Source organism: Sphingobium abikonense NBRC 16140 (genome assembly GCF_001598335.1).
Lineage (GTDB): Bacteria > Pseudomonadota > Alphaproteobacteria > Sphingomonadales > Sphingomonadaceae > Sphingobium > Sphingobium abikonense.
In genome coordinates, this window is sequence record NZ_BCYT01000010.1 from 48,677 (window position 1) to 73,293 (window position 24,617).

Below are 24,617 nucleotides of genomic sequence, written 5' to 3' on the forward strand. Positions count from 1 at the left end.
GTCTGGCGCCTGTCATCGCGCTGACTTCGACCCGTCATCAAAATGTATGGCCGCCTTTCTAGATGGCCGCGCATGAACCTGTCGAACCTCGCAATGCGCAAGAGTGTGTCGAGCCTGTCCTGGACCCGGCTACGCTCCCAGGTCGCGCGCATGACGCGCCGCGACGATGCGGAAGATTTGTTGCATGACGCCTGGGTCGCAAGCGCTTCGCGCGACGCCGGCCCTGACAATGCTGACGCCTTCATCGCCCGAACGGCGGCCAATCGCGGTATTGACGCCTATCGCCGCGAACAGCGTTGGGGACTGGTGGGGGATGACGCCTTCGCCCTCATAGCCGACCATAGTCCCTTGCAGGACGAAGTGCTGATCGCGCGCCAGCGCTTGGAACGCGTGCGCGCCGGCGTCGAACAGCTTAGCCCCCGCACACGCCAGATTTTCTTGATGTATCGGCTCGAGGGTCGTAAATATCGCGAGATCGCCCAGCAATTGGGGATCAGCCAGAGCGCCGTGGAAAAACATATTGCGCGGGCCATGGCCCATCTGGCCGAGTGGATGGAGAATTGGTGACGTGATGTTCCGCGGCAAGCCGGACACGGTAGACCGGCAGGCGGCGAACTGGCTGGCGCGTCTTCACGCCGACACCCGATCGGCGCAGGATGAAGCAGGGTTTCGCGCATGGCTGGCCGCCGATGCCACACACGCGCGCGCATTCGACCGGGCCTCCGCCATCTGGGACGCTGTCGGCGGTCTGCGCGCCGACCCGCCCCGCCCGCATGTGGCGCGAGGCATGTCACGCCGCGCCGTCATGGCCGGCGGCGTAGGACTGATGCTGACGGGCGGCCTGTCCCTTGGCTGGCAACAGGCGCGCGCCGGTGTATTTGAAACAGGCGTGGGGGAACAGCGTCGCTTCATCCTGGATGATGGCACGCGCATCATGCTCGACACCGATACTCGCGTCCGGTTTCGCGCCCGAGACAGCGAGCGTCGCCTGTCTCTGCAATCCGGCAGGGTCAGCCTGGACATTGCGCGTGATCCTCGGCCATTCGTGATTGACGCCGGTTCTCGTAGCGCCGTTGCGCAAGCCGCCAAGCTGGACGTGCGACGGGACCAGGATCAGGTGGCATTCACGGCCCTGCAAGGCAGCGCGCGCGTAAATGCGCCGGTCCGTCCGGTCCTGTTGGCTGCCGGACAACGGATCGCCATGGCGCAGGGACGGGAGGATCGGCTCGATCGGCCGGAGCTTGACGATCTGACCGCCTGGCAAAGCGGTCGCTTGGCTTTTCGCGACGAAACTCTGGCGCAGGCGACGGCGGAAATGAACCGCTACGCCGACCGACCTCTGCTGGTGTCCGATCCGCAGGCGGCCTCCCTGCGCCTGAGCGGCGTCTATCGCATCGGTGATCCGGATGCCTTTGCGCGCTCCCTCGCCCTTTTGCTGCCGGTTGACGTGTCATCCGAAAAGGACGCGATCCGAATTTCGGCTGCTCGATAAAAAATTTTCCCGATCAGGTGGGGAATCTCCGACCTCAGGCGACGAGGGAGGAGAGGCGCTCGCGGGGAGCGCCCGAACGGGGACATATTGCATGATCAACTCCAAACGGCAGCTCCGCCGATCGGCGGAGCTGGCCCTGACCCTTTGCGCCATCGCCATCCCGGCCGCCGGCCAGGCCCAGCAGGCGGATCGGCGCGTGCAGGTCCGCATCGCGGCGCAGCCGATGGATCGCGCGCTTGAACAGCTTGCACGCCAAAGCGGCCAAGACATCCTCTTCACCCGCGCGGCCGTGGCCGGCCGCACCGCGCCGGCCCTGTCGGGCGTCTATGATGCGCAAACCGCATTGCGCCGGCTCACCGCTGGCACCGGACTGACGATCGTGCAGGATCGCGCGGGGGCGCTGATCGTGCGCCCTCAGTCGGCGGCGGCCGCTCAAACGCCGGCAGGCGCGACTGATATAACGGCGCAGGGTAGCGATATCATCGTCACCGCACGTTTTTCCGACGGTGTCGGCCGCTCGCTGGACGTGAAGCGCAATGCGGATTCGATCGCGGATGCAATCGTCGCTGCCGACATTGGCAAGCTGCCGGCCTTCAACGTTGCCGAGGCGCTGCAACGCGTGCCGGGCGTCACCATTGTGCGCGAAGCGGGCGAAGGACAGTTCATCAGCGTACGGGGTCTTGGCCCCAACTTTCAGGCCGTGACCTTCGACGGCATGCCGCTCGCCTATAATGAAAATATTCGCAATTCTGGCCAGTCCGGCCGCCAGTTCCGGCTTCAGGTGCTGCCCGCCACCCTGATCGACAGCATCGTCGTCATCAAGTCGCCCACCGCCGACCTGGTGGAAAGCGGCATCGGATCGACCGTTGATATCCGCCTCATCAACCCGCTCGATCGCGACTCCTTCATCGCGGCCAATGCCTACGGCGGCTATGAGGAGCGGACCGACACGCTGAACCCCAATGGCACGCTGTCGGCCGGCTGGCACAATGCAGACAAGACGTTCGGCCTGCTGGCCGGCGTCTCCTATTCCAAACGCAAGGTCCAGTTCGACCGGCTGCGTTTTGGCTGGCAGGACGTCGATATCGAAGGGCTGGGCACAGTGCGCGCGCCCGGTGATATTCAGCCCTATCTGGAAACCGAGGATCGCGAGCGCATCAGCGCGGTTCTGGGCATGCAATGGCGACCCGCGTCCAATGTCGAAGTCGACATTGACGGGCTATATTCCAAGTTCAACAATCAAGTGACCGAACGGCGCCTGAGCTATTATATCGGCAGCCAGATCGCCAACCTTGATGTGTCGAGCGCCGTGGTCGAGGATGGCCGGCTCGTAGCGGGCACGATCAATGGCGCGCGTATTCGCAACTACAGCGAATATATGGATCAGTCGCACGAAAATCTGCAACTCAATGCCAAGCTGAAGCTCGACCTGGGCGGCTGGCAGGTCGAGCCGCGCGTCAGCTATGCCAAGGCCCGCAGCGATCTCGATACCCCGATCCAGCGCGTTCAGTATCGCACGGCCAATGGCGCGGGCGGCAACCTGACGTTCGACATCAGCAACGACGTCGTTGGCGACAAGCGGATCACTTCGCTCTATTCCGACCTTGATCTGACCGATCCCTCCGCAATGCCGTTCGAAAGCTTCGCGGTGCGGCCGATCAATTCGGTGGATGAAGACAAGAGTTTCGTCCTCAACGTCAAGCGCGACCTCGATTTTGGTCTTGGTGGTTTTCGCCTCACCAAATTGCTTTTTGGCGGCCAGCTGTCGGATCGGTATCGCGATTATCAGCGCCGCGATCGCAGTGGCACTGTCTTGCGCGATGGCTTCGATCGGACCGACGCTTTTCTGCAGTATCCCGTCCCGTCCAACGCCTTTGACCAGTCGATCGTCAATCGCCAGCCCTGGAGCAATGTCGACTGGTCGTTGTTCAACGCTGCCTACACGCTGGGCAGCGAATATGACGGCGTCAGCCCCGATGCCTATGATCTGGAACCGACCGCCGCCGATCTCCAGAATTCCTATCGTATCGATGAGGATATTGCGGCGGGCTATGGACGACTCGATTTCGAATCCATCGTGGGCAACGTGCCTGTCACCGGGAATATCGGCCTGCGCTATGTCCGCACCAAGACGCAGGTGCGCGGCACGACGATTTCGCCAGTCCCCGATGGCGAAGGCGGGGTGACCACCGAAGTCACGCCTGTCACGACCCGCGCCAGCTATGCCGAATTCCTGCCCAGCGCGAACGCGACGTTCAAATTCACCGACAATGTGCAACTGCGCCTTGGCGTCGCGCGCACCATGACCCGGCCGTCGCTTTCGGAACTGCGCAATTCGATCAACACCAACAGCGTTACGGTCACGAACATCTATAATCTGGGCGCAGCCGCGCTGGATGACCCGGACCTCAACCTCACCGCCGCTGCCGGCAATCCCAATCTGCGACCCTATACGTCGTGGAACTTCGACATGTCGTTCGAATGGTATTTCGACAGGTTCGGGGCCTTCACCGCCGCGGCCTTCCACAAGGACATCAGCGATTATATCGCATCGGACTTCGAAACGCGCACCTTGGCCTTTGCGGTCAACGACGGATCGACGCTGCCGGTCGACATATTGGTGGCGACGCCCACCAATGTGGGCGATGCGACAATCACCGGCATCGAATTTGGCTATACCAACAAATTGCCCTTCGGCCTTGGTGTGACCGCAACCGCGACCTTCGCCACCACGAAGCTGGAACTCGATACATCGACTGTGGGAACCCAGTCGGCCGGTATCCAGGGGGTGTCCGACGTCAGCTATTCGATCACCCCCTTCTTTGAATCCGGGCCATTCGAATTCAATGTCAGCTACACCTATCGCAGCAGCTACATGACGGATTCGGGCGCGAATGTGACATCGCTGCCGACAGCGGAAGACGTCGTGGCCTATTATCAAAAGGGCTTTGGCATCGTTGATCTGGGCGCAAGCTACCAGTTGCGGCCCAATGTCGAACTGTTCCTCCAGGCGGTGAACATCCTTGACGAGCGGCAGGTTTCCTATGCCGGAACGGCAGCGGAGGTCAGCGAAATCCACACGTTCGGCCGCACCCTGAATGTGGGTGTGCGGGCGAAATTCTGACGCGACTTGCCCATGCGGCCCCGGGCATCACCTCGCCGGGGTCGCATGACGCTGGGAGATTTCATGAGATGATGCTGCGATCGCTGCTTGCCTATGCCCTTGCCCTGGGGCTGACTTCTCTCTCGTCAGCGTCCGCCCAGACGAAGATCGAACGTCGCTGGCTGGCCGGCGACCATCATGTCCATAGCGTGTACAGCGCGCGCTATCGGATCGATCCCGACCATCCCGACCATGCGCCCGACCCCATCATCGGTGGCGATTCCCGGCACAGCATCCTTCTCAATGCGCAGAAGGCGCGACAGTTCGGGCTGGACTGGATGGTGGCGACCGATCATGGCGGGCCGAACCATTCCGCACTCAATCATGCGCGCGCCTGGCCGGACGTCGTGGCGGCGCGCCAGGCTCAACCCGATCTCATTCTCTTCTATGGCATGGAATTTGACGTTCCGGGCGGTGAGCATGCCAGCCTCATCCTACCCCATGGTCCGGCCGAAGGGGACATGCTGCGCGACCTGGAATCGCGCTTTGCTGAGCGCGATGTCTTTCCGGCCGATCCGGCGCGCGATCAAAAACCGCGCATGATCGCCGCGCTGCGCTACATGAATGGCTTGCCGGAAAAGCCCGTGCTGATCGCCAATCATCCCTCACGCACCGCGACAGGCAAGGGCATTTGGGGTCTGCATGCGCCGGACGAATTCCGGCTCTGGCACGCCACTGCGCCCGACATCGCGATCGGCATGGAGGGCGCGCCCGGCCATCAGGCCGCCCGACCCAAAGCCGGCCTTGATGCCGCACATGGTTCACGGGGCCTCTATGGAGGATATCCCACCATGGGCGGTTTCGATCAGATGGTGGCAACCCTTGGGGGCGCATGGGACGGGCTGTTGGGGCAGGGGCTGCACTGGACGATCACCGCCACATCGGATTCCCATGGTCACTGGAGCGAAGGCGGCGCCGATTTCTGGCCGGGCGAATATGCAAAGACCTGGGTTTTTGCGGCACCGGACGCGGCGGACATCCTTGGCGGCTTGCGCCAGGGGCGGGTCTTTGCCGTCACCGGCGACCTTATCGACCGGCTGGATGTCAGCGTCGCCGCTGGCGATGCTCCGGGGCGCTCTGCGTCAACGGGTGAGACGCTGGATGTGCGACCGGGGGAGGATATGCATGTCGTCATCCGGGTTCGCCCTGCCCAAAGCGCCAATGGCGGTGGCGACATTCCGGTGCTCGATCATGTCGACCTTATCTCCGGCGTGGTGGGGGCGCCCAGCGCAGGGCATAATCCGACCACGCATGTCGTGCGCCGCTTCACCGCCCGGGATTGGCGCCATGATGGGGCCTTTCTCGTAATGGAGCATCACATGAAAGCACCGGACCGGCCGGGCTATATTCGCGTGCGCGGCACGAACAGGACGGAAGGGGAGCCCAGCCCCGATGTCGTTGGCGAAAATCCGTGGCAAGATTTGTGGTTCTACGGCAATCCCGTCTATCTGAGAGTGAGGCCATCGGACACAGCAGCTAAGGGGTTGCCGCCGCGGCCCGTCAGGGATTAGCCCCACTCAGTCTTTCTTCGCTAAACTTCGGACAGCGCGCCAAACCATCTGCCGGTTCGTTCTGCTATCGGAACTTTCAATCAGCCTGCGCGCTGTTCCGGCGGAGGTTTCCCATGGCAGCACGCGCATATTGGCAGGGTCAGATTCGGCTGGCCCTTGTATCCATACCGGTGGAAATCTATCCCGCCACCAAGTCCGGCGCTGCGGTCTCCTTCCGCCAGATCCATGAGCCAAGCGGCAAGCCCATCAAATATGAGAAGGTCGTGAGCGGCGTCGGGCCGGTCGACCCCGATGAAATCCTCAAAGGTTATGAACTGTCCAAGGGCAATTATGTCCTGTTGCAGCAGGACGAGATTGAAGCGGTGAAGATCGAGAGCCGCAAGACGCTGGAATTGGTCCAGTTCGTCGAAGCCGACGCCATCGACGTGCTCTATTATGAAAAGCCCTATTTCGTGCTACCCGCCGATGACCTGGCGGAAGAGGCCTATGCGGTCCTTCGCGATGCGCTGCGCCGCACCAAGAAAGTGGGCTTGGGCCAATTGTCGGTGCGCGGCCGCGAACAACTGGTGTCTCTCAAGCCTTGCGGACGGGGTCTTGTGCTCGAAGTGCTTCGCTACGCCGATGAAGTGACGCGCGCGCAAACCTATTTTCGCAGCCTTCCCGACATGGAAGCCGATGCCGACTTGCTCGACCTGGCGACCACGATCATCGAAAAAAAGACCGGACTCTTCAAGCCGGAGGAATTTCACGACCGCTATGTTGATGCGCTGCATCAGCTGATCGAAAAGAAGAAGAAAGCCAAGGGCAAGCGCGTGATCGAAGATGTCGAGGAAGACGCCCCTTCGCGCGGCGCCAATGTCATCGACCTGATGGCCGCGCTCAAAAAATCGGTGGGTGACGGTAGCGGATCTTCAAAGAAAAGCGCGACCAAGAAAGCGACATCGCGGAGCACGGCCAAATCCAAGCCCTCGCGCAGCCGCGCCACCACCGCTCGAAAGAAGAGCGCCTGACCCCATGATACTGAATGCCGCCACGCCCTTGCACATGATCGATGGTCCGATCCTGTTGCGCTTGGGCGCCGCGGCTTTCTTGGGTCTGCTGCTCGGCCTTGACCGGGAATTGCGCGGGCATGCCGCCGGTCTGCGCACCCACGGCATATTATGTTTCACCTGTGCGCTGATGACGATCAGTGCGATCGCGCTTCATAATCAGCTCGGCCTTGATGGCAATATTGATCCGCTGCGCATCTTTGAGGCGTCCGCAGCTTTTACCGGGATCATCGCGGCGGGGCTGATCGTGTTCAATCGCGGCGAAGTCAAGAATCTGACGACAGCAGCCCATATCTGGCTAGCCGCGATGATCGGCATTGCCTGCGGCGCGGGGCAATGGCCGCTCGTCATCAGTGCGGCGATCGTGGCGGTGGTGATGCTGACATTGCTCGGCGTTGCGGAGGATTATTGGCTCAAAAGGGTTCGTCAGGGGGATGACCGGTGACGCGTGCCAAGGACCCGCTCGCAACCTATAATGCCAAGCGTGATTTCAGGCGCACGCGCGAACCCAAAGGCGCTGTCGCCAAAAGGTCCGGCAACAGCTTCGTCGTGCAGAAACATGCCGCCACACGTCTCCATTGGGACTTCCGTCTCGAAATAGACGGCGTCCTCAAAAGCTGGGCCGTTACCAAGGGGCCGAGCCTGGACCCTGCCGACAAGCGGCTTGCCGTGCGCACCGAGGACCATCCGCTCGACTATGGGGATTTCGAAGGCGTTATCCCCAAGGGAGAATATGGGGGCGGCACGGTGATGCTCTGGGACCGGGGGCGCTGGGAACCGGTGCCGGGCAAAAGCGCAAAGGACCTCGACAAGGGGCATTTGCATGTCATCCTTCATGGCGAACGGATGAAGGGGGAATGGCTGCTCGTCCGGATGAAAGGGCGCCCCGGTGAGAAGCGCGAAAACTGGCTGCTGCGCAAGGTCGAGGATGATGCCGCCGGTCCGTCCGAGGCCTTGGTGGACAAGGCGCTGACAAGCATCCTCACCGGCCGATCAATGGCTGAAATCGCGGCGGACAAACAGGCGAGCCACTCGCTCGCCGGCGCCAGGAAAGACGATTTTGCCAAGTCGATGCAATCGGCGCGGGATCATAACGCCGACGTCAAACGTAAGACGAAGCGAAGGGCCCCGCGGGCCCCGGCCTTTGTGGCCCCGCAATTGGCCACGCTGGTCGACGATGTGCCGACCGGCAATGACTGGCTGCATGAAATCAAATTTGACGGCTATCGCTCCTTAATCTCTGTCGCGGGGGATAAGGTACGGGTCTTCACCCGCAACGGCCTCGATTGGACCGAGAAGTTTCCCGCCCTGGTGCGCAGCCTTGCTGCGCTCGACTTGCCGCCAGCCCTGATCGACGGCGAAATCGTCGCCTTTGGCACGGACGGCAATCCCAGCTTTTCCTCGCTCCAATCCGTCCTGAAGCGCGGTCATGGCGCTGAGCAGGAGAATGCGCCGCTCAACCTCTTTGCCTTCGACCTCCTCTCGCTCGACGGCATGGACCTGCGGCCCTTGTCGACGATCGAGCGGAAGGAGCGGCTGGAGGCGCTGCTGCACGATGCTGCGCCACCTGTCCATGTCGCTGACCATGTCATAGGCGCTGGCGAAAAACTCTACCGCTCCATGTGTGACGCCCATCAGGAAGGCATCATCGCCAAGCGGGTCGATGCGCCCTACCGATCCGGGCGCACGCGCAGCTGGGTCAAGGTTAAATGCACGCGGCGGCAGGAATTCGTCATAGTCGGCTGGATCGAAAGCGACGCCAAGGGTCGGCCCTTCCGATCCCTGCTGCTGGCCCAGAAGGAGGGACGCGCTCTCGTCTACAAGGGCAAGGTCGGTACGGGTTTCAACGCCGATATGATGAACGATCTGGCCGAAGAAATGACGCCGCTTGCCGTTGAAAAGCCGCCGCTGGACGTGCCCAATGGCGATGCGCGCGGCTCACGCTGGATCAAGCCCAGACTTGTCGCGGAAATTGCCTTTGCCGAATTCACCGGTGAAGGGCGCGTTCGCCATGCCAGCTTCCTTGGGCTGCGGACGGATAAGAAAGCTAAGGATGTCACGCCGGAAAAGCCTGCGACCCCGCCAAAGGCCGCCATCGGCGTGAAGATCAGCAGCGCCGATCGCGTCATCTTCCCCGACAGCGGTCAGACAAAGGGACAATTGGCCGACTATTATGCCCGTATCGCGCCCTTGATGCTGCCCTTCGCCGCCAATCGCCCGATCAGTCTTGTGCGCTGCCCCCAAGGCCGGGCGCGCAAATGTTTTTTCCAGAAGCATGACAGCGGCGCATTCGGAAAGGCGGTGCATCATGTGCCCATTGCCGAGAAGGGCGGCGGCACGGAGGATTATCTGTATGTCGAGGACGCCGATGGCCTGCTGACCTGCGTGCAGATGGGAACGATCGAATTTCATGGTTGGGGCAGCCGGGCGGACGCGGTGGAACAGCCCGATCGCATGATCTTTGATCTGGACCCCGACGAAGGGATGGACTTTGGACGGGTTCGCGATGCCGCTCGCCATATCCGCAGCGCGCTGGAAGATCTCGGGCTGATATCCTTTGCCATGATGTCAGGGGGGAAGGGCGTCCATGTCGTCGTGTCGCTGACACCCGGTCATGACTGGGAAACCCACAAGGATTTTTCGTCTCGTTTTGCGCAGGCTCTGAGCGCCGCTGATCCAGATGCTTTCGTGGCTACCATGAGCAAGGCGAAGCGAAAGAACCGCATCTTCATCGACTGGCTCCGCAACCAGCGGGGCAGTACGGCCGTGCTGCCCTTTTCCGCCCGCGCGCGCGCCGGTGCCCCCGTCGCGGTGCCGATCGCCTGGGATGAACTGGACGAGTTCAAGAACGCGCACCCTTTCGATATAGGCGACGCCAATCAGTTGATCGAGCGGGCGGGCCAACTGAAAGGCTGGGGCTTCGCGGCGCAGTCGCTGCCGGACATTTGAAGCTTTTTGCGACCAGCTGCTGGTCGCCCATGCAACTTCCCGATCGGGCAGGATTTTCACCATCGTCAGCGCGTTGGGGGACGGCGCTTCGTCGTAAGAGGATCATCGCATGAAGATTGCCCAAATCGCGCCTCTGGCCGAAAGCGTTCCCCCCAAACTCTATGGCGGGACGGAACGCATCGTATCCTATCTGACCGAGGAACTGGTGCAGCAGGGGCATGACGTCACCCTTTTTGCCAGCGGCGATTCCGTTACGTCGGCAAAGCTTGTGCCGATCACCACCATGGCGCTTCGTCTCAACCCGCATGTCAGGGATGCAATTCCGCACCACATGATCTTGTTGGATGAAGTTCGCCGCCGCGCCGACGAATTCGATATCCTGCATTTCCATATCGATGTGCTGCATATGCCGATGGTGCGCGACATGCTGGATCGTGCCGTCACGACACTGCACGGCCGGCTCGACCTGCCGGACCTCGTGCCGCTCTATCGCGCCTTTCCCGACAGTTGCCTCGTGTCGATTTCGGATCATCAGCGTTTGCCGATGCCGCCGGTCAATTGGGGCGGCACCATCTATCATGGCCTGCCCGCCGACCTCCTGCCCGCAAAGACCGAGACGAAGGATGGCTATCTTGCCTTCATCGGCCGCATCTCGCCGGAAAAGCGCCCCGACCGCGCGATCCGGATCGCGGTCGAAGCCGGCATGCCGCTCAAGATGGCGGCGAAGATCGACGCGGTTGATCGCGCTTATTGGGAGCAGGAAATCGAACCCCTGATGCGAGCGCATGACAATGTCGAATATATCGGCGAGATCAATGAGCAGCAGAAGGCAGACTTTCTCGGCAATGCCGCCGCCCTGCTGTTTCCGATCGACTGGCCCGAACCATTTGGCCTCGTCATGATCGAGGCGATGGCCTGCGCCACGCCGGTCATCGCGTTCCGCTGCGGATCGGTCCCCGAAGTCATCGATCATGGCGTATCCGGCTTCATCGTCGACAGCGAAGCCGAGGCCGTCACTGCCGTCCATGCGGCGTGCCAGCTTGATCGCGTTGGCGTACGCGCCGTTTTCGACGCACGGTTCACGGCGGCGCGGATGGCGCGGGATTATGTCAGCGTCTATGAGGATATCATCACCGGTCGCGCATCGCCACGTCTGACCTCCCTGGTTGGCGAAGGGCAGGACCTGTTGATCGCCTGAGGGAGCGCGCATGACGTCAGTTCAGCCTAACCCCGTCCCGGCAGACCTTGATCCGGGGCAGATGCTCTCGCAAGGCCAGACTCAATTCTTCATTCCCGCCACAGCCTCGCTGGCGGAGAGGCGGCCCCGTACGCTCAAACATGGTGAAAGTTTCGCCGTCTTCGATCACAGCGGCGACGCCATTGCTGGGCCGGGCAGTCCGGAAGGCCTCTATTATCGCGACACGAGGCACCTGTCGCATCTCTATCTGACGATCAATGGTCTGCGCCCGATCCTGCTCAGTTCGGCCGTCCGCGACGACAACACGATGCTGACCTGCGACCTCACCAACCCGGACTTTTTCGATGAGGACGGGCGCGTCACGGTGGAACATGACCTTATCCATCTGCGGCGAACGCGCTTCTTGTGGCGGGGCGCCGTTTATGAGCGGGTGACGGTGCGGAATTTCGATGCGGAGGATCGCGATATCCGGATCGATGTGAGCTTTGCGGCGGACTTTGCCGACCTATTCGAAATTCGCGGCATGACCCGCAAGCAAAGAGGCACAGCGCACGCGCCCGACGTTGCCGATGCCCAGGTACGGCTATCCTATGTCGGCTTGGATGACGTAGAGCGCTTCACGCATATTCAATTCGAACCCGTGCCCGATGAATTGACTTCGGCGAACGCGCGGTTCGACATGACCGTTCCGGCGGGCAAGCGCTGCACCCTGTTCATGCGCATCTGCAGCAATGCGGCCGAGCCTTCGCAAAGCCTGCCGTTCGAATATCTCGCGACCTTGCGAGAGGCGATGCAGGGCGCGAAACAGGCGCGGAAGCGCAGCGGAACCCTGCGTTCGTCCAATGCTCTGTTCAACGAAGTCGCGGGCCGCTCCGTTTCCGACATTGCCATGTTGTCCACGGACACGGACTATGGCCCGTATCCTTATGCCGGCATCCCCTGGTTCAGCACGGTTTTTGGCCGTGACGCCATCATAACCGCGCTGCAGATGCTCTGGCTCGATCCGGCGCTGGCGCGCGGCGTGCTGGGTTATCTGGCCGCGCATCAGGCAACAAGTTTCGACCCTGCGGCGGATGCTGAACCCGGCAAGATCCTCCACGAAGTGCGGCGTGGCGAAATGGCCGAACTGGGCGAGGTTCCGTTTCGCCATTATTATGGCAGCATCGATTCAACTCCGCTCTTCGTCATGCTGACCGGCGCCTATCTGGAACGCACGGGCGACATCGGCTTCCTGCGCGGCATTCTGCCGCAGGTCGAAGCAGCGTTGGCGTGGATCGATGACCATGGCGACAGGGACGGGGACGGCTTCGTCGAATATGGGCGGCTGACCGATCAGGGCTTGCAAAACCAGGGCTGGAAAGACAGCCATGATTCCGTCTTCCATGCCGATGGCGCGATCGCGCGCGGGCCAATCGCGCTTGCCGAGGTTCAGGCCTATGTCTTTGGCGCCTGGCGGGCCGCCGCTGATCTGTTTGAAGCCACTGGCGACATGGTTCGCGCCACGGGCTATCGCGCCCGCGCCGAGGACCTTCGGCATCGGTTTGACGCGGCCTTTTTCGACGCGAAGCTCAATAGCTATGTGTTGGCGCTAGATGGCGAAAAGCGACCCTGCCGCGTGCGCGCATCCAATGCGGGCCATGTTCTCTATACCGGCCTGGCGCTGAATGAACGCGCCGCAAATGTCGTTTCGACCTTGATGGCGCCGGCGTCCTTTTCCGGTTGGGGCGTCAGGACGGTCGCATCTACCGAAGCACGATATAATCCCATGAGCTATCATAACGGGTCGATCTGGCCGCATGACAACGCGCTGATTGCGGCCGGCTTTTCGCGCTATGGCTTCCGGCGGGAGGCGGCCCGCATTTTCGAAGGAATGTTCAGCGCGGCGACCTATGTCGACCTCATGCGCTTGCCCGAACTCTTTTGCGGTTTCCCCCGGCGTCGGTCGCAAGGGCCAACATTCTATCCCGTCGCATGCAGTCCGCAGGCTTGGTCGGCCGCGACGCCCTTGTCGCTGGTCCAATCCTGCCTTGGCCTGGGTTTTGACGTGCAGAAAGAGGAGATTTGCCTGCGCGAACCGATCATGCCAGCCTTTCTCCAGCAATTGACGGTGCGGGGTTTGCAGATTGGTGCGAGTGCGGTCGACATCGGCTTCGATCGCATGGAGGATAAGGTGGTGGTCCGTCCGCTCGGGCGGTCGGGTAGCGCGCGGATCGTTACCATCGCCTGACAGGCGACGGTCCGCCAGTAGCGCTCAGCTTTCGTACAATTCCAGCGGCAATCCGTCGGGATCGCTGAAAAAGGTGAAACGCTGCCCGGAATATTCGTCCACCCGAACGGGCTCGCACCTCACGCCATGGTCGGCCAGGCGCGCGATCTCCGCGTTCAGATCGTCAACGGAAAAGGACAGATGGCGTAGCCCGCGCGCCTCCGGCCGGGTGAGTCGTTCAGGCGGGGAAGGGAAGGAGAATAATTCTATCTGCGCGTTCCCGGCGTCGAGGTCGCATTTCCAACTGTCACGCGCCGCCCGATAGACTTCGCGCACAATCGGCAAGCCCAGCACCTCGTGATAGAAGGTGCGCGACCGCGCATAGTCCGATCCGATGATCGCGATGTGATGGACGCCGCGCAAGGCCACGGGTCAACGCTCGATCTGGCTGACGTCGCGCACGGCGCCCTTGGCCGCGTTGGTGGTCATCGCGGCATAGGCGCGCAGCGCTGGCGAGACTTCCCGCTTCCGGCCAAAGGGCTTCCATGCCTTCGCGCCGCGCGCCTCCATTTCGGCGCGGCGCTCCGCCAATATCGCGTCGTCTAGGTCGACCTTGATCACACGGGCAGGAATGTCGATGACGATGGGATCACCCGTCTGCACCAGCGCGATAAGGCCGCCTTCGGCCGCTTCGGGCGAGACATGGCCGATCGACAGTCCCGATGTGCCACCCGAAAAACGTCCATCGGTGATGAGCGCGCAGGCCTTGCCCAGGCCTTTCGACTTCAAATAGCTGGTAGGGTACAGCATTTCCTGCATGCCGGGGCCACCCCTTGGCCCTTCATAGCGGATGACGACGACGTCGCCTTCCTTGACTTCATTGCCCAATATGCCCGCGACCGCCGCATCCTGGCTTTCATAGACGCGCGCCGTGCCGTGGAAGATGAGGATGCTTTCGTCCACGCCGGCGGTCTTGACGATGCAGCCTTCGGGCGCGAGGTTTCCGAACAGGACGGCAAGGCCGCCATCCTTGGAAAAGGCATGCTCGGCGGAGCGGATCACGCCCTGTTCGCGGTCGGTGTCCAGCTCTTCCCACCGCATCGATTGGCTGAACGCCACCTGGGTCGGCACGCCGCCGGGCGCGGCGCGATAGAAGTTGCGCACCTCTTCGCTATTGCTGCGGCCAATGTCCCAACGGGCGAGCGCGTCCGCCATCGTGCGGCTGTGCACCGTGGGAAGCGATGCGTCGATCAGCCCGGCGCGCTCCAATTCACCCAAAATCGCCATGATCCCGCCAGCGCGATGGACATCTTCCATATGCACGTCATTCTTGGCGGGCGCGACCTTGCACAGGCATGGCACGCGGCGGGACAGGCGATCAATATCCGCCATGGTGAAGTCCACGCCGCCTTCATAAGCGGCCGCCAGCAGATGCAACACCGTGTTGGACGATCCGCCCATGGCGATGTCCAGGCTCATGGCATTTTCGAACGCGGCATAGCTGGCGATGGAGCGGGGGAGGACGCTGTCGTCGTCCTGCTCATAATAGCGCCGCGTGATATCGACGATCAGATGCCCGGCTTCGCGGAATAGGCGCTCGCGGTCAGCGTGCGTGGCCAGCGTCGATCCGTTGCCGGGCAATGACAGGCCCAGGGCTTCGGTCAGGCAATTCATCGAATTGGCGGTGAACATGCCCGAACAGCTGCCGCATGTGGGGCAGGCGGAGCGCTCGATGGTCTGCACTTCCTCGTCCGTGTAGCTTTCATCGGCCGCGACGACCATGGCATCGACCAGGTCCAGCGCAACCTTCTTGCCGCGCACGACCGTCTTGCCGGCTTCCATCGGCCCGCCCGACACGAACACGACGGGAATGTTGAGCCGCATCGCGGCCATCAGCATGCCGGGCGTAATCTTGTCGCAATTGGAAATGCACACGATCGCGTCGGCGCAGTGGGCATTGACCATATATTCGACGCTGTCGGCAATCAGGTCGCGGCTTGGCAGCGAATAGAGCATGCCGCCATGACCCATCGCGATGCCGTCATCAACCGCGATCGTGTTGAACTCCTTGGCGACGCCGCCAGCGGCTTCGATCTCGCGTGCGACCAGTTGGCCCAGGTCTTTCAAATGCACGTGGCCCGGCACGAACTGGGTAAAACTATTGGCAATGGCGATGATCGGCTTGCCGAAATCCTCGTCCTTCATGCCCGTCGCGCGCCAGAGGCCACGCGCGCCCGCCATGTTGCGGCCATGGGTGGTGGTGCGGGAACGATAGGCAGGCATGATTCAGGGTCCTTTAGCGGGGAGAGGCGGCTCCTCTACCGGCTGGGCCGTCATATTGAAACAAATTATTCCTTTTTACTGGCGCAGGCGTCATTTTCTTGCCGACAGCGGTGCCTGCAAAATGGGGGAAAGGGGGCCGCCGGACCAGCGTGCAGTCCAACCCGGCGGCGGGGGAACCGGCCTTCAAGGCCGGAAGCCGATTATCGTTGCGGGGTCAGGCGGATCGCTGCGCCGCCGCCGGGAGCCAGCCACAGGTCATAGCGGTCGCCCTTGCGGATCGTTCTCGTTTCATAGGCGATGCGATGGCGCGCTTCCGTCAGATAGGTCGCGCCGTCTCCATCCTTGTAAATGGTGGCGGTATAGGCTCTGCCGGGTTCGAGTTGATCGAAAGTAAGCGGTACGGTTCGCGCGGTCGCGTCGTTGACGCCCCCGACATACCAGTCATCACTGTTGCGGTCCTTGCGCGCGAAGATCGCATAATCGCCGACTTCGCCTGCGACCAGATGGCTTTCCGACCAGTCCGCCGGCACCTGGCGGATGAACGCCAGCTCCTTGGGGTATTGGGCCAATGTCTCGATGAAATCGGCCGCCATCTGGATCGGCGAATAAAGGGCGAGATACAGGCCCAATTGCTTGGCCAAAGTGGAGGCGAGCGGCGCTTTTTGCGCGCCCTCCAGGCTCAGAACGCCCGGCGTGAAGTCCATCGGCCCCGACAGCATCCGGGTATAGACAAGGGTCGGTTCATGATCCGGCCCGTTGGCGAAGGCGCCCCAGGCATTATATTCCATACCGCGCGCACCTTCGCGTCCGACCCAATTGGGGTAGGTGCGACGCAGGCCCGTATCCTTGATGGGTTCATGCGCATTGACCGCGACATGATTGCGCGCGGCGGTTTCGACGACTTTCAGGTGATGCTGCGCCATACGCTGGCCGTCATGCCATTCCATGCGCGTTTCACCCGGAGCATCGCCCGGCGCAATGATGCCGCCTGCGTCGGCTACATAGCCGGTCTTGACGACATCGACGCCCAACCGTCCATATAGCGCCATCGCATCATCCAGTTGCGCCTCATAATTGGCGATGTTGCCGCCGGTTTCATGATGCCCGATCAATCGGACGCCTTTCTGCCTGGCATAGGCCGCGAGGGCGGGCAGGTCGAAATCGGGCGTCGCCTGCGTATAGCTGAAATCATCGCCATGGCCGAACCAGTCGCCATTCCAGCCCTTGTCCCACCCTTCGACCAGCACGCCGCGAAAGCCGTTTTTCGCGGCGAAATCGATATATTGCTTGGTCCGTTCGGTAGTGGCGCCGTGCTTGGGGCCTTCTGCCCAGGACCAGTCGCCCCTTATCATCCCCCACCAAATGCCGATATATTTGGCCGGGGTGAACCAGTTGACATCGCCCAGCTTGTTGGGTTCGTTGAGGTTGAGTTCCAGGTCATTTTCGACCAGCCCCGCCGCATCGTCGGCAATGCGGATGGTGCGCCACGGCGTGTTGAAGGGCAGGTCGCGCGTCACGCGCGCCGCCTGCGACGACGGGGCAAGCGTGGTGCGGAATTTACGGCCGTCCGCGCGTTTCAGCCAATAGCCCGCATAATCGACCAGCGCCGCCTCGTGAAAACTCAGATGCGTGCCGTCGGCCAGTCGCATGGTGATCGGCGTATGCGCAGTGGAAACCGCGTCGATCGGGGTCTTCTGGTACACCTGTTCGTAGCGGTTCCATTCGCCGCCGGGTATCCACCAGGCCGTCCCTTCCGGCGCGATGTCGAACTCGGTCGTCTCGTCGGCGATGCGCATCGTCTTGAGGCCGGGCTGCTCAGGCAATTCATAGCGAAAGCCCACGCCGTCATCGAACAGGCGGAACCGCACATTCATCAGCCGCGCGCCCTGCACATCGGACTGCTTGAAGCGGACCAGCAGCTCATTATGATTGTCGGTGACGAACCGACGCTCGCCCCAGGGTTGCTCCCAGCGATCCTTGCCGCTGCCTTTTTCAGACCCTGCAATGGCAAAGCCGCGCACCATGTTGAGCCCGTCGGTCAGGATGAAGCCCAGTTTCGACGGCGCGATCAGCAGCTTGCCCTTACGCGAAAGCGACCAGACGGGCCTGCTGTCATTGTCGGTGGACACTGTGAGCGCGATGCTGCCATCGGGCGAGGTCGCGGTCACAGAAGGCCGGCTGTCCTGCGCCGATACCGGGAATGCCACGGCCATTGGCAGGGCGAGCGCGCAGGCGCGCAATGTCATCGTCAACACGGAACTCATTTTCATTCCTCGATCAGCAAGGCGCCATAAGCAGGCAGGATGCCTGGCGCGGCGTCGTTGATGGTGCACAGTAGATGATTGGAAGCGGCGATCTGATCCGGCCACGGCACCGGCTGATTTGACAGGTTGAACAGGCACAGGGTGGACTGTCCATCCGCTGTCCGGCGAAACGCCAACGTGCGATCATCGGCGATCAGGATGTCGAGCGCACCATGATGCAGCGCCGGATTGGCCCTGCGCAACGCCAGCAAATGGCGGGTGAGGTTCATCAGCGACGCAGGATCGGCGTCCTGTGAATCGACCGCCAGTGCCAGATGATCGTCGCCATGGGGGAGCCAGGGTTCACTGTTGGAAAAGCCCGCCTGTGCCGCACTCGCGCTCCAGGGGATCGGCGTGCGCGCGCCGTCGCGCGACAGTGTCAGCGGCCAGTTGGCGATCGCTTCGGGGTCTTGTAGCCGCTCGAATGGAATATCGACCTGGGTCAGGCCCAGTTCTTCGCCCTGATACAGGATGGCATTGCCGCGCAGCGCGATCAGCAGCGCCATCTTCAATCGGGCGAAGGCGGCGCGATCCTCCGGCGCGCACCAGCGCGACAGGGCGCGGGGCGCATCATGATTTTCAAAAGCCCAGCTTGGCCAGCCGGTGCCGGGCTCATCAGGCCAGCGCTCGATCGTGTCCTTGACCAGAGCGGGCGTCAGCCTGTCGGCATAGAGGAAATTAAAGCCATAGGCGCTGTTCAGGCGCTTGTCCCCGGCGGTATAGGCCTTCATCTCCTTTTCCGCGAGGTCGCCGCCCACTTCCGCCATGGTGAAGACCGCCCCATAGTCGTCGCACAGGGTCCGGATGCGCTCGACAAAGCCGACGACGTCGGGATGCGACTGGTTATAGCGCCGGATCTGGAAATCAAATGGCCGGGTGCGCGGCTTGCCATCGTGGGGCGCCGGCGGATTGTCGCGCAACCGCGGGTCGTGCATCGAATGGTTGAGCGCGTCGAGACGGAAACCGTCGACGCCCCGGTCCAGCCAGAATCGCATGGCGGCCAGCAGCGCATCCTGCACCGCGCGATTATGCACGTTGAGCTGCGGCTGGCTGGAAAGGAACTGGTGCATATAATATTGGCCGCGCCGCGCGTCCCATGTCCAGGCCGGCCCGCCAAAGACGGACTGCCAGTTATTGGGCGGCGTACCGTCGGCCTTGGGATCGGCCCAGACATACCAGTCGGCCTTGTCGCCCGATCGGCTGGCGCGGCTGTCGACGAACCAGTCATGCAGGTCGGACGTATGCGCATAGACCTGATCGATCGTGACCTTGAGGCCTAGCTCATGCGCCCGCGCCACCAGTGCATCGAAATCGGCCAACGTGCCAAAGATCGGGTCGACTCCGCAATAGTCGGCGATGTCGTATCCAAAGTCGCGCATAGGCGACGTGAAGAAGGGCGAAATCCAGATGGCGTCCGCGCCCAAGCTGGCGACATGCTCGAGCCGCTGGGTGATGCCGGCCAGATCGCCGATGCCGTCGCCATTGCTGTCCTGAAAACTGCGCGGATAAATCTGGTAGATGACGGCGCCTTTCCACCAGGGCAGGTCGGTCGCACGCGGATCAGGGGTCATGGCATATTCCAAAGCATTCAGGGTTGGGCCGCGCAGACGGCATAGCCAAAGGCAGGCAGGCGCAGCGTCAGGCTGCCCGGCGCGGTGGCCGTGGCCGGGCATGCGCCCGACAGGCTGGAGAAAGTCCGGCTTTCAGGATCGATGGCAATGTGCGTCGCGACGGGCGCATCGCTGGTGTTGAAGGCGACCAGGACTTCGCGGCCATTATCGGGGTCGAAGCGCGACACGGCGAAGAGGCCTGGCTTGTCCGAACTGGCGCGCACCATGGTCGCGCCCCGCGACAGCGCCGGGGTCGCCACCCGCAGACGGGCAAGGCGCGCAATCTCGGCATAAAGTGGATGATCGGTCGTAAAATTGTCGGCCGCCGTGGTGGCGCTCGTTCCGACCAGCCGGTCCCGATTATATTCGGCAACCTTTGAAGGGAACATATCCTGCCGCGCCTGCTGGTCATTGCCGGTGCCGGCAAAGCCTTGCTCGTCGCCATAATAGATGGTCGGGACGCCGCGCAGGGTCAGCAGCATCGCGTGGCCCAGCGTCATACGGGCCAGCTCCTCCTGGGGCGACATGGCCGGTTTGGCCTCTCGCAGGAAAAAGGCGAAGCGACCGGCATCATGATTGCCTAGGAATGTCGGCAATTGCAGCGCGGCAGCCTTGCCGCCTTCATACAGCGCATCATCGTCGCTGAGGCGCGCAAGCAAATCGGTGCCGCTCTTGCCGCTTGCCGCATCGACCGCCGCGCGCATGAACGCGAAATCCAGAACCGCCGGGAAAGCGGCATTGCGGGTCCAGCTCGCCAGCAATGCAGGATCGTAATCGCCGGTCGCGACTTCGCCGAAGATGTGGAAATTTGGAATGCCCTTGGCGGCGGCATGCGAACGGATGGCAGGAATGAAAGCGCGCCAGAATTCGGGGTTCACATGCTTGGCCGTGTCGATTCGATAGCCATCGATCCCGAAGCGGTCGATCCAGCCCTTATAAATGTCGATGAAGCCCGAGACGACGCGCGGATTTTCAGTGGCAAGATCATCGAGGCCGACGAAATCGCCATATTGTGCGCTCTCGCCGCGCCAGTCGGTGTCACCCCGATTGTGATAATAGATCGGGTCGTTGAGCCAGGCGGGCACTTTGACCGTCTTCTCACCCTTGGCAATAACGGGCGTATAGGCAAAGGACGGGTCCTCAAGCTTTGCCCAATTGGCGGCGCTGGCGTCCTGATCGCCCGCAAATCCCCTGTTGATTGCCAGGCCGGTCAGCCCGCCTTTACGCGAGAAGGGATAGTCAGCCTTGCTGCGATATAGCGGCGTGCTGCCGGCGCTCTCCCGATAGTGGATGACATCGGCCGTATGATTGGCGATGATGTCCATATAGACTTTCATGCCGCGCGCATGCGCCGCCTCGACCAGCGCCTTGAAATCGGCGTCGGTGCCAAAATGCGGGTCGACCCGCGTGAAGTCCGTCACCCAATAGCCGTGATAGCCGGCGCTCTCCTCGCCCGGTCCGCCCTGGACGGGCTTGTTCTTGAAAATCGGCGCCAGCCAGATGGCGGTCGCGCCCAGTCCCTGAATATAGTCGAGCCGGGCGGTCAGGCCTTTAAGGTCCCCGCCATGATAGAAAGCGCGGGATGTCGGATCATAGCCGGTCTGGAGCGGGCCGCCGCGCAGCCCGCCCTTGTCGTTGCTCTGATCCCCATTGGCGAACCGGTCGGGCAGGACGAAATAGACGATTTCCTGCTCGGGCGTGCGCGCTCTTAATTCGGTAAGCGTGTCCGCGCTGGCCGCCCCGCAGCCCATGGCCGCGATCATCGCGGCGGCTGTCATGTAAAGGGCCGTGGCCGGTCGTCCCATCGGGAAATCTCCCTGCTCCAAAAGGCGCCAAGCGGCCCGGCGGCACGAACCGCCGGGCTAAGTCTACACATCAGAAGCGGTAGTTGAAGCCCGCCATGTAGCGCGCGCCATAGCTTTGATAGTTGCGGATCTGGATCGACGCACCGGTGTCGACCGACACAAAGGGTTCGTCGGTCAGATTCTGGCCCTGGAGGAAGAAGGACAGACCTTCCAGCGCGCTGCCCTTCTGGAATTCATAGCCGATCTGCGCGTCGACGATGGTTTCGCTGAGCGCCCGGCGCAATTCCCGTTCACCGCCGAAGCCCACGAACTGGCCGACGAAGGAGGAGCGGTAACGGACCGATCCGCGGGCCGAGAAGCCCCATTTTTCGAAGAACAGCGTCCCGTTGGCGACCCAGCGCGAATAATCGGGCAGGTCTTCGGCCGACGCCCCGACGCCAGGCCGGATGCTGGTCTTGGTATAGCCTGCGCCTCCGGTCAGACCAAAGCCTTCCAACGCCGGCGTAATGACTTCGAACGGCACCGTGCCGGCCACCTCAAAGCCGTAGAGCTTGCCGCCCGACCCATTGACCGGGCGCGTGATCGTACCTTGCAGATCGGTGACGCCCGGCGGCAGGATGACCGGCAGGCCGGTATAGTCGAACGGCACGGTCTCGCGGTAGACGTAGCTTTGCAGCTTCTTGTAGAATAGCTGCAGGCCCACATAGCCCTTCGTGCCGAAATATTTTTCGAAATTCATGTCCGCCGCCCAGGCGCGATAGGGCCGCAGCGTGGGCGTGCCGCCGGTGCCGGTTATCACGCCGCTATTGGTGTTATAGCCGTAGTCCAGGCTGACCTTCATATCCTCGAAGCGAGGGCGCTGGATTTCGCGCGCGCCCGACAGGCGGATGACGAAGTCGCTGGGGAAACGCAGCGACAGGTTGGCGCTTGGCAGCACGTCCCAATAGGTCGCGCCCCGCGTCGTCGGCACCAGATCGGCCGCCGCCAAATTCTGGAACCCGCGCGATTTCTGTTCGGTATTCTGGGCGAGCACGCCGACATTGCCGGTCAGTTCTGCCGATCCCACATCGGCCCGAATGTCGGCCATCAGATAGGCAGACATAACCCGCTCCGTCACCGAATAGGCCTTGGCCGGGACGTCCTTGCTGGGGTTGGTCGTCAGTACATAGACGCCATCTTCCAGCAACTTGAAGGGATCGTAGGACAGGATCGGCCCAACGCCGATGAAGCTCAGGTCCGTGCCGCCCATGCGATATTGTTCGGGCAGCACAAGCGACGTCGCGCCATTGGCCAGGTTCAGGAAATATTCCTCCGGCGTCTTTGACTTGGTGCGATCGGTGTAGCCCAGCCCCGCCGTGATCTTCGACAGGAAGCTGCTTTCTATCTCCTTGCCGAATTCGATCTGATAGCTTTTCAGCTCATCGTCGATGATCCGGTCGTTATAATAGCCTTCCTGATGGCCCAGCGGCGCGCCCGCGCCCCAGCCCAGCGGGTCGGTCAATACCATCAGATTGGGGTCGCTATAGTCCAGCTGGCTGCTGGTGAAGCGCGTGCCCGTCTTCGTGCTGACGAAGTCCAGCGTGTCGGTCGCGCCGACGCCGGGACCATAGCCCGTGCCCGCGTTCGTCTCCAGCGACAATTCGCTGCGGTCGGTGCGCGAATAGCCAAAGTCGAAACTGGCCGACCAGCCATCATCGCCGGTATATTTAGCGTTGAAACCGCTGGAGAAAATCTTCGACGTGCGCTCATAGCCATGATTGTTCACCACGGCCTCGACATTGGTGAAGGTGCCCTTGTTGATGAAATTGCCATCGGTCATCGTGCTGCCGGGGACCAGCGACGCGCTCGACCAGTAGAGCGGGAATTCGACACCGCGCTTGATCTGCTTGTCCTTGAAATCGCCGTAGAAGCCGTCGAAGGTCAGCATCAGCGTATCGGTGGCCTGCATCTGCACGCTGCCCTGAATACCCAGTCGCTTGAGCTGGGTCGACACGCCGAACGGTTTGATGCCGCCAATCACCTTCTGGCCATCGGGCGTGTCGGCATAGCCCCAGGCTTCAAACTCCTTCGACTGATAGGGTTCGTCGCTATAAGCGACCGACAGGGCGACGCCGATCCGGTCACCGGCAAATTGGTCGACATAGGTGCCGGTCAGGCGATAGCCCATGTCGTTGCTGTCGGCGTTGACCTTGCCCAGGTCCGCATAGACGCCGCGGGCGCCGACGGCGATCAGCTGCTTGCCATAATCGAGCGGACGAATGGTGCGAATGTCGACGGTGCCGACCAGACCCTGATGGATCAGATTGGCCTGCGGCGTCTTGTAGACGTCGACGCGGCTGACGACTTCGGCGGGATATTGATCGAACTCGACATTGCGCTGTTCGCCGGTCGAGGTTTGCGGCCGTCCGTTCAGCGTCGTTGAGGACAGGTCGGCACTGGCGCCGCGGATCGCGATCGAATTGGCGCGGCCGAACAGGCGCTGCGACGTCAGGCCGGGCAGGCGAGCGATGGATTCGCCGATCGACGCGTCGGGCAGCTTGCCAATATCTTCGGCCGACACGGATTCGACGATAGTCTGCGCATTCTTCTTGACGTTGACGGCGTTCTCGAGCGCGGCGCGGAAACCGGTGACGACGATGGTGCTCGCGGGGTCATCCTGCGGCGCGCTGTCGGTCTGCGGGGCAGCATCCTGAGCCATGGCCGGAACGGCCGTCGCAGCGACGATGATCGCCAGCATGGAAGCGCCCAGCCACTGGGCGCGCTCTGATTGATTAGCCATTATCCTCTCCCCTTGTCACCGGCGGTTCTTGTCCCGGCCGGTGCAAACCCGTTGCGAATGCAACGTGGCGGTGCGCCGCCACGGCTATGCGCTGGCCGTTTCCTTACGCCGGCTTTCGGCAAGGTCGCCAGATGGCATACGTATACGCATAAGATACGGTCATGGCGGGAGGCGAGGGACTGTGGCCATCGTGCAACGCTGCGCAATTGCCTAATGTCCATGACGGTCCTAACCTGGGGCCGCGCCCTTCTGTCGGGGCGGGAGGCGAA

Annotated in this window: 15 protein-coding genes; 9 read left to right on the top strand and 6 right to left on the bottom strand. The window is 62.2% G+C overall.

Annotation, left to right across the window (positions count from 1 at the left end; all coding sequences use genetic code 11):
• The first annotated feature begins 72 nt into the window (after positions 1-72).
• The 9 genes from SAB01S_RS12300 to SAB01S_RS12340 all read left to right on the top strand — a co-directional run bounded on the left by SAB01S_RS12300 (position 73) and on the right by SAB01S_RS12340 (position 13,589).
• Positions 73-567 carry an RNA polymerase sigma factor gene (locus tag SAB01S_RS12300; RefSeq protein WP_083951324.1) on the top strand — a complete coding sequence of 165 codons (495 nt, stop codon included), beginning with the start codon at positions 73-75 and terminating at the stop codon, positions 565-567.
• A 4-nt stretch (positions 568-571) separates the two neighbouring features.
• Complete coding sequence (locus SAB01S_RS12305; protein ID WP_157078339.1) at positions 572-1,492, top strand: FecR family protein; 921 nt, start codon at positions 572-574, stop codon at positions 1,490-1,492.
• 91 nt (positions 1,493-1,583) lie between these two features.
• Positions 1,584-4,616 carry a TonB-dependent receptor gene (locus SAB01S_RS12310; protein WP_062733363.1) on the top strand — a complete coding sequence of 1,011 codons (3,033 nt, stop codon included), beginning with the start codon at positions 1,584-1,586 and terminating at the stop codon, positions 4,614-4,616.
• A 68-nt stretch (positions 4,617-4,684) separates the two neighbouring features.
• The gene (locus SAB01S_RS12315; protein ID WP_245646478.1) at positions 4,685-6,166 is read left to right on the top strand and encodes a CehA/McbA family metallohydrolase domain-containing protein; all 1,482 of its coding nucleotides are present in this window, start codon (positions 4,685-4,687) and stop codon (positions 6,164-6,166) included.
• Positions 6,167-6,279: 113 nt separating this feature from the next.
• Positions 6,280-7,176 carry a non-homologous end joining protein Ku gene (gene ku, locus SAB01S_RS12320; protein WP_062733365.1) on the top strand — a complete coding sequence of 299 codons (897 nt, stop codon included), beginning with the start codon at positions 6,280-6,282 and terminating at the stop codon, positions 7,174-7,176.
• Between the two features lie 4 nt (positions 7,177-7,180).
• Positions 7,181-7,660, top strand: coding sequence for an MgtC/SapB family protein (locus SAB01S_RS12325; RefSeq protein ID WP_062733366.1), 480 nt, complete (start codon positions 7,181-7,183; stop codon positions 7,658-7,660).
• Entirely contained in the window at positions 7,657-10,164 is a 2,508-nt protein-coding gene (ligD, locus tag SAB01S_RS12330) for a DNA ligase D (protein ID WP_062733368.1), read from the top strand. The genes SAB01S_RS12325 and ligD overlap by 4 nt, the downstream gene beginning before the upstream one ends.
• A 109-nt stretch (positions 10,165-10,273) precedes the next feature.
• Positions 10,274-11,362 carry a glycosyltransferase family 4 protein gene (locus tag SAB01S_RS12335; protein WP_062733370.1) on the top strand — a complete coding sequence of 363 codons (1,089 nt, stop codon included), beginning with the start codon at positions 10,274-10,276 and terminating at the stop codon, positions 11,360-11,362.
• Positions 11,363-11,372: 10 nt separating this feature from the next.
• A complete protein-coding gene (locus SAB01S_RS12340; protein ID WP_062733371.1) occupies positions 11,373-13,589 on the top strand; it encodes an amylo-alpha-1,6-glucosidase in 2,217 nt (738 codons plus the stop codon).
• Positions 13,590-13,613: 24 nt separating this feature from the next.
• Here the strand turns inward: SAB01S_RS12340 and gloA2 are convergent, their stop codons facing one another.
• The 6 genes from gloA2 to SAB01S_RS12370 all read right to left on the bottom strand — a co-directional run bounded on the left by gloA2 (position 13,614) and on the right by SAB01S_RS12370 (position 24,348).
• Entirely contained in the window at positions 13,614-13,991 is a 378-nt protein-coding gene (gene gloA2 / locus SAB01S_RS12345; protein WP_062733411.1) for an SMU1112c/YaeR family gloxylase I-like metalloprotein, read from the bottom strand.
• Positions 13,992-14,000: 9 nt separating this feature from the next.
• On the bottom strand, positions 14,001-15,851 hold the full coding sequence (gene ilvD / locus SAB01S_RS12350) for a dihydroxy-acid dehydratase (RefSeq protein WP_062733373.1): 1,851 nt from the start codon (positions 15,849-15,851) through the stop codon (positions 14,001-14,003).
• A gap of 200 nt (positions 15,852-16,051) precedes the next feature.
• Entirely contained in the window at positions 16,052-18,064 is a 2,013-nt protein-coding gene (locus SAB01S_RS12355; protein ID WP_245646480.1) for a glycoside hydrolase family 97 protein, read from the bottom strand.
• Between the two features lie 53 nt (positions 18,065-18,117).
• Positions 18,118-19,725 (bottom strand): alpha-glucosidase, encoded by a 1,608-nt coding sequence (locus tag SAB01S_RS12360; protein WP_062733414.1) that lies wholly within the window; start codon positions 19,723-19,725, stop codon positions 18,118-18,120.
• 17 nt (positions 19,726-19,742) lie between these two features.
• Entirely contained in the window at positions 19,743-21,569 is a 1,827-nt protein-coding gene (locus SAB01S_RS12365) for an alpha-amylase family glycosyl hydrolase (RefSeq protein ID WP_439646673.1), read from the bottom strand.
• A gap of 70 nt (positions 21,570-21,639) precedes the next feature.
• Positions 21,640-24,348 carry a TonB-dependent receptor gene (locus tag SAB01S_RS12370; protein WP_174525649.1) on the bottom strand — a complete coding sequence of 903 codons (2,709 nt, stop codon included), beginning with the start codon at positions 24,346-24,348 and terminating at the stop codon, positions 21,640-21,642.
• Between the last annotated feature and the right edge of the window lie 269 nt (positions 24,349-24,617).

What these genes read in the sequence shown, in the direction of transcription:
- SAB01S_RS12355 (WP_245646480.1), bottom strand. Translation starts at nt 18,064, where the DNA reads ATGGCCGTGGCATTCCCGGTATCGGCGCAGGACAGCCGGCCTTCTGTG.
- SAB01S_RS12315 (WP_245646478.1), top strand. Translation starts at nt 4,685, where the DNA reads ATGATGCTGCGATCGCTGCTTGCCTATGCCCTTGCCCTGGGGCTGACT.
- SAB01S_RS12305 (WP_157078339.1), top strand. Translation starts at nt 572, where the DNA reads ATGTTCCGCGGCAAGCCGGACACGGTAGACCGGCAGGCGGCGAACTGG.
- SAB01S_RS12365 (WP_439646673.1), bottom strand. Translation starts at nt 21,569, where the DNA reads ATGGGACGACCGGCCACGGCCCTTTACATGACAGCCGCCGCGATGATC.
- SAB01S_RS12360 (WP_062733414.1), bottom strand. Translation starts at nt 19,725, where the DNA reads ATGACCCCTGATCCGCGTGCGACCGACCTGCCCTGGTGGAAAGGCGCC.
- SAB01S_RS12370 (WP_174525649.1), bottom strand. Translation starts at nt 24,348, where the DNA reads ATGGCTAATCAATCAGAGCGCGCCCAGTGGCTGGGCGCTTCCATGCTG.
- SAB01S_RS12335 (WP_062733370.1), top strand. Translation starts at nt 10,274, where the DNA reads ATGAAGATTGCCCAAATCGCGCCTCTGGCCGAAAGCGTTCCCCCCAAA.
- SAB01S_RS12300 (WP_083951324.1), top strand. Translation starts at nt 73, where the DNA reads ATGAACCTGTCGAACCTCGCAATGCGCAAGAGTGTGTCGAGCCTGTCC.
- SAB01S_RS12310 (WP_062733363.1), top strand. Translation starts at nt 1,584, where the DNA reads ATGATCAACTCCAAACGGCAGCTCCGCCGATCGGCGGAGCTGGCCCTG.
- SAB01S_RS12340 (WP_062733371.1), top strand. Translation starts at nt 11,373, where the DNA reads ATGACGTCAGTTCAGCCTAACCCCGTCCCGGCAGACCTTGATCCGGGG.
- ku (WP_062733365.1), top strand. Translation starts at nt 6,280, where the DNA reads ATGGCAGCACGCGCATATTGGCAGGGTCAGATTCGGCTGGCCCTTGTA.
- ilvD (WP_062733373.1), bottom strand. Translation starts at nt 15,851, where the DNA reads ATGCCTGCCTATCGTTCCCGCACCACCACCCATGGCCGCAACATGGCG.
- SAB01S_RS12325 (WP_062733366.1), top strand. Translation starts at nt 7,181, where the DNA reads ATGATACTGAATGCCGCCACGCCCTTGCACATGATCGATGGTCCGATC.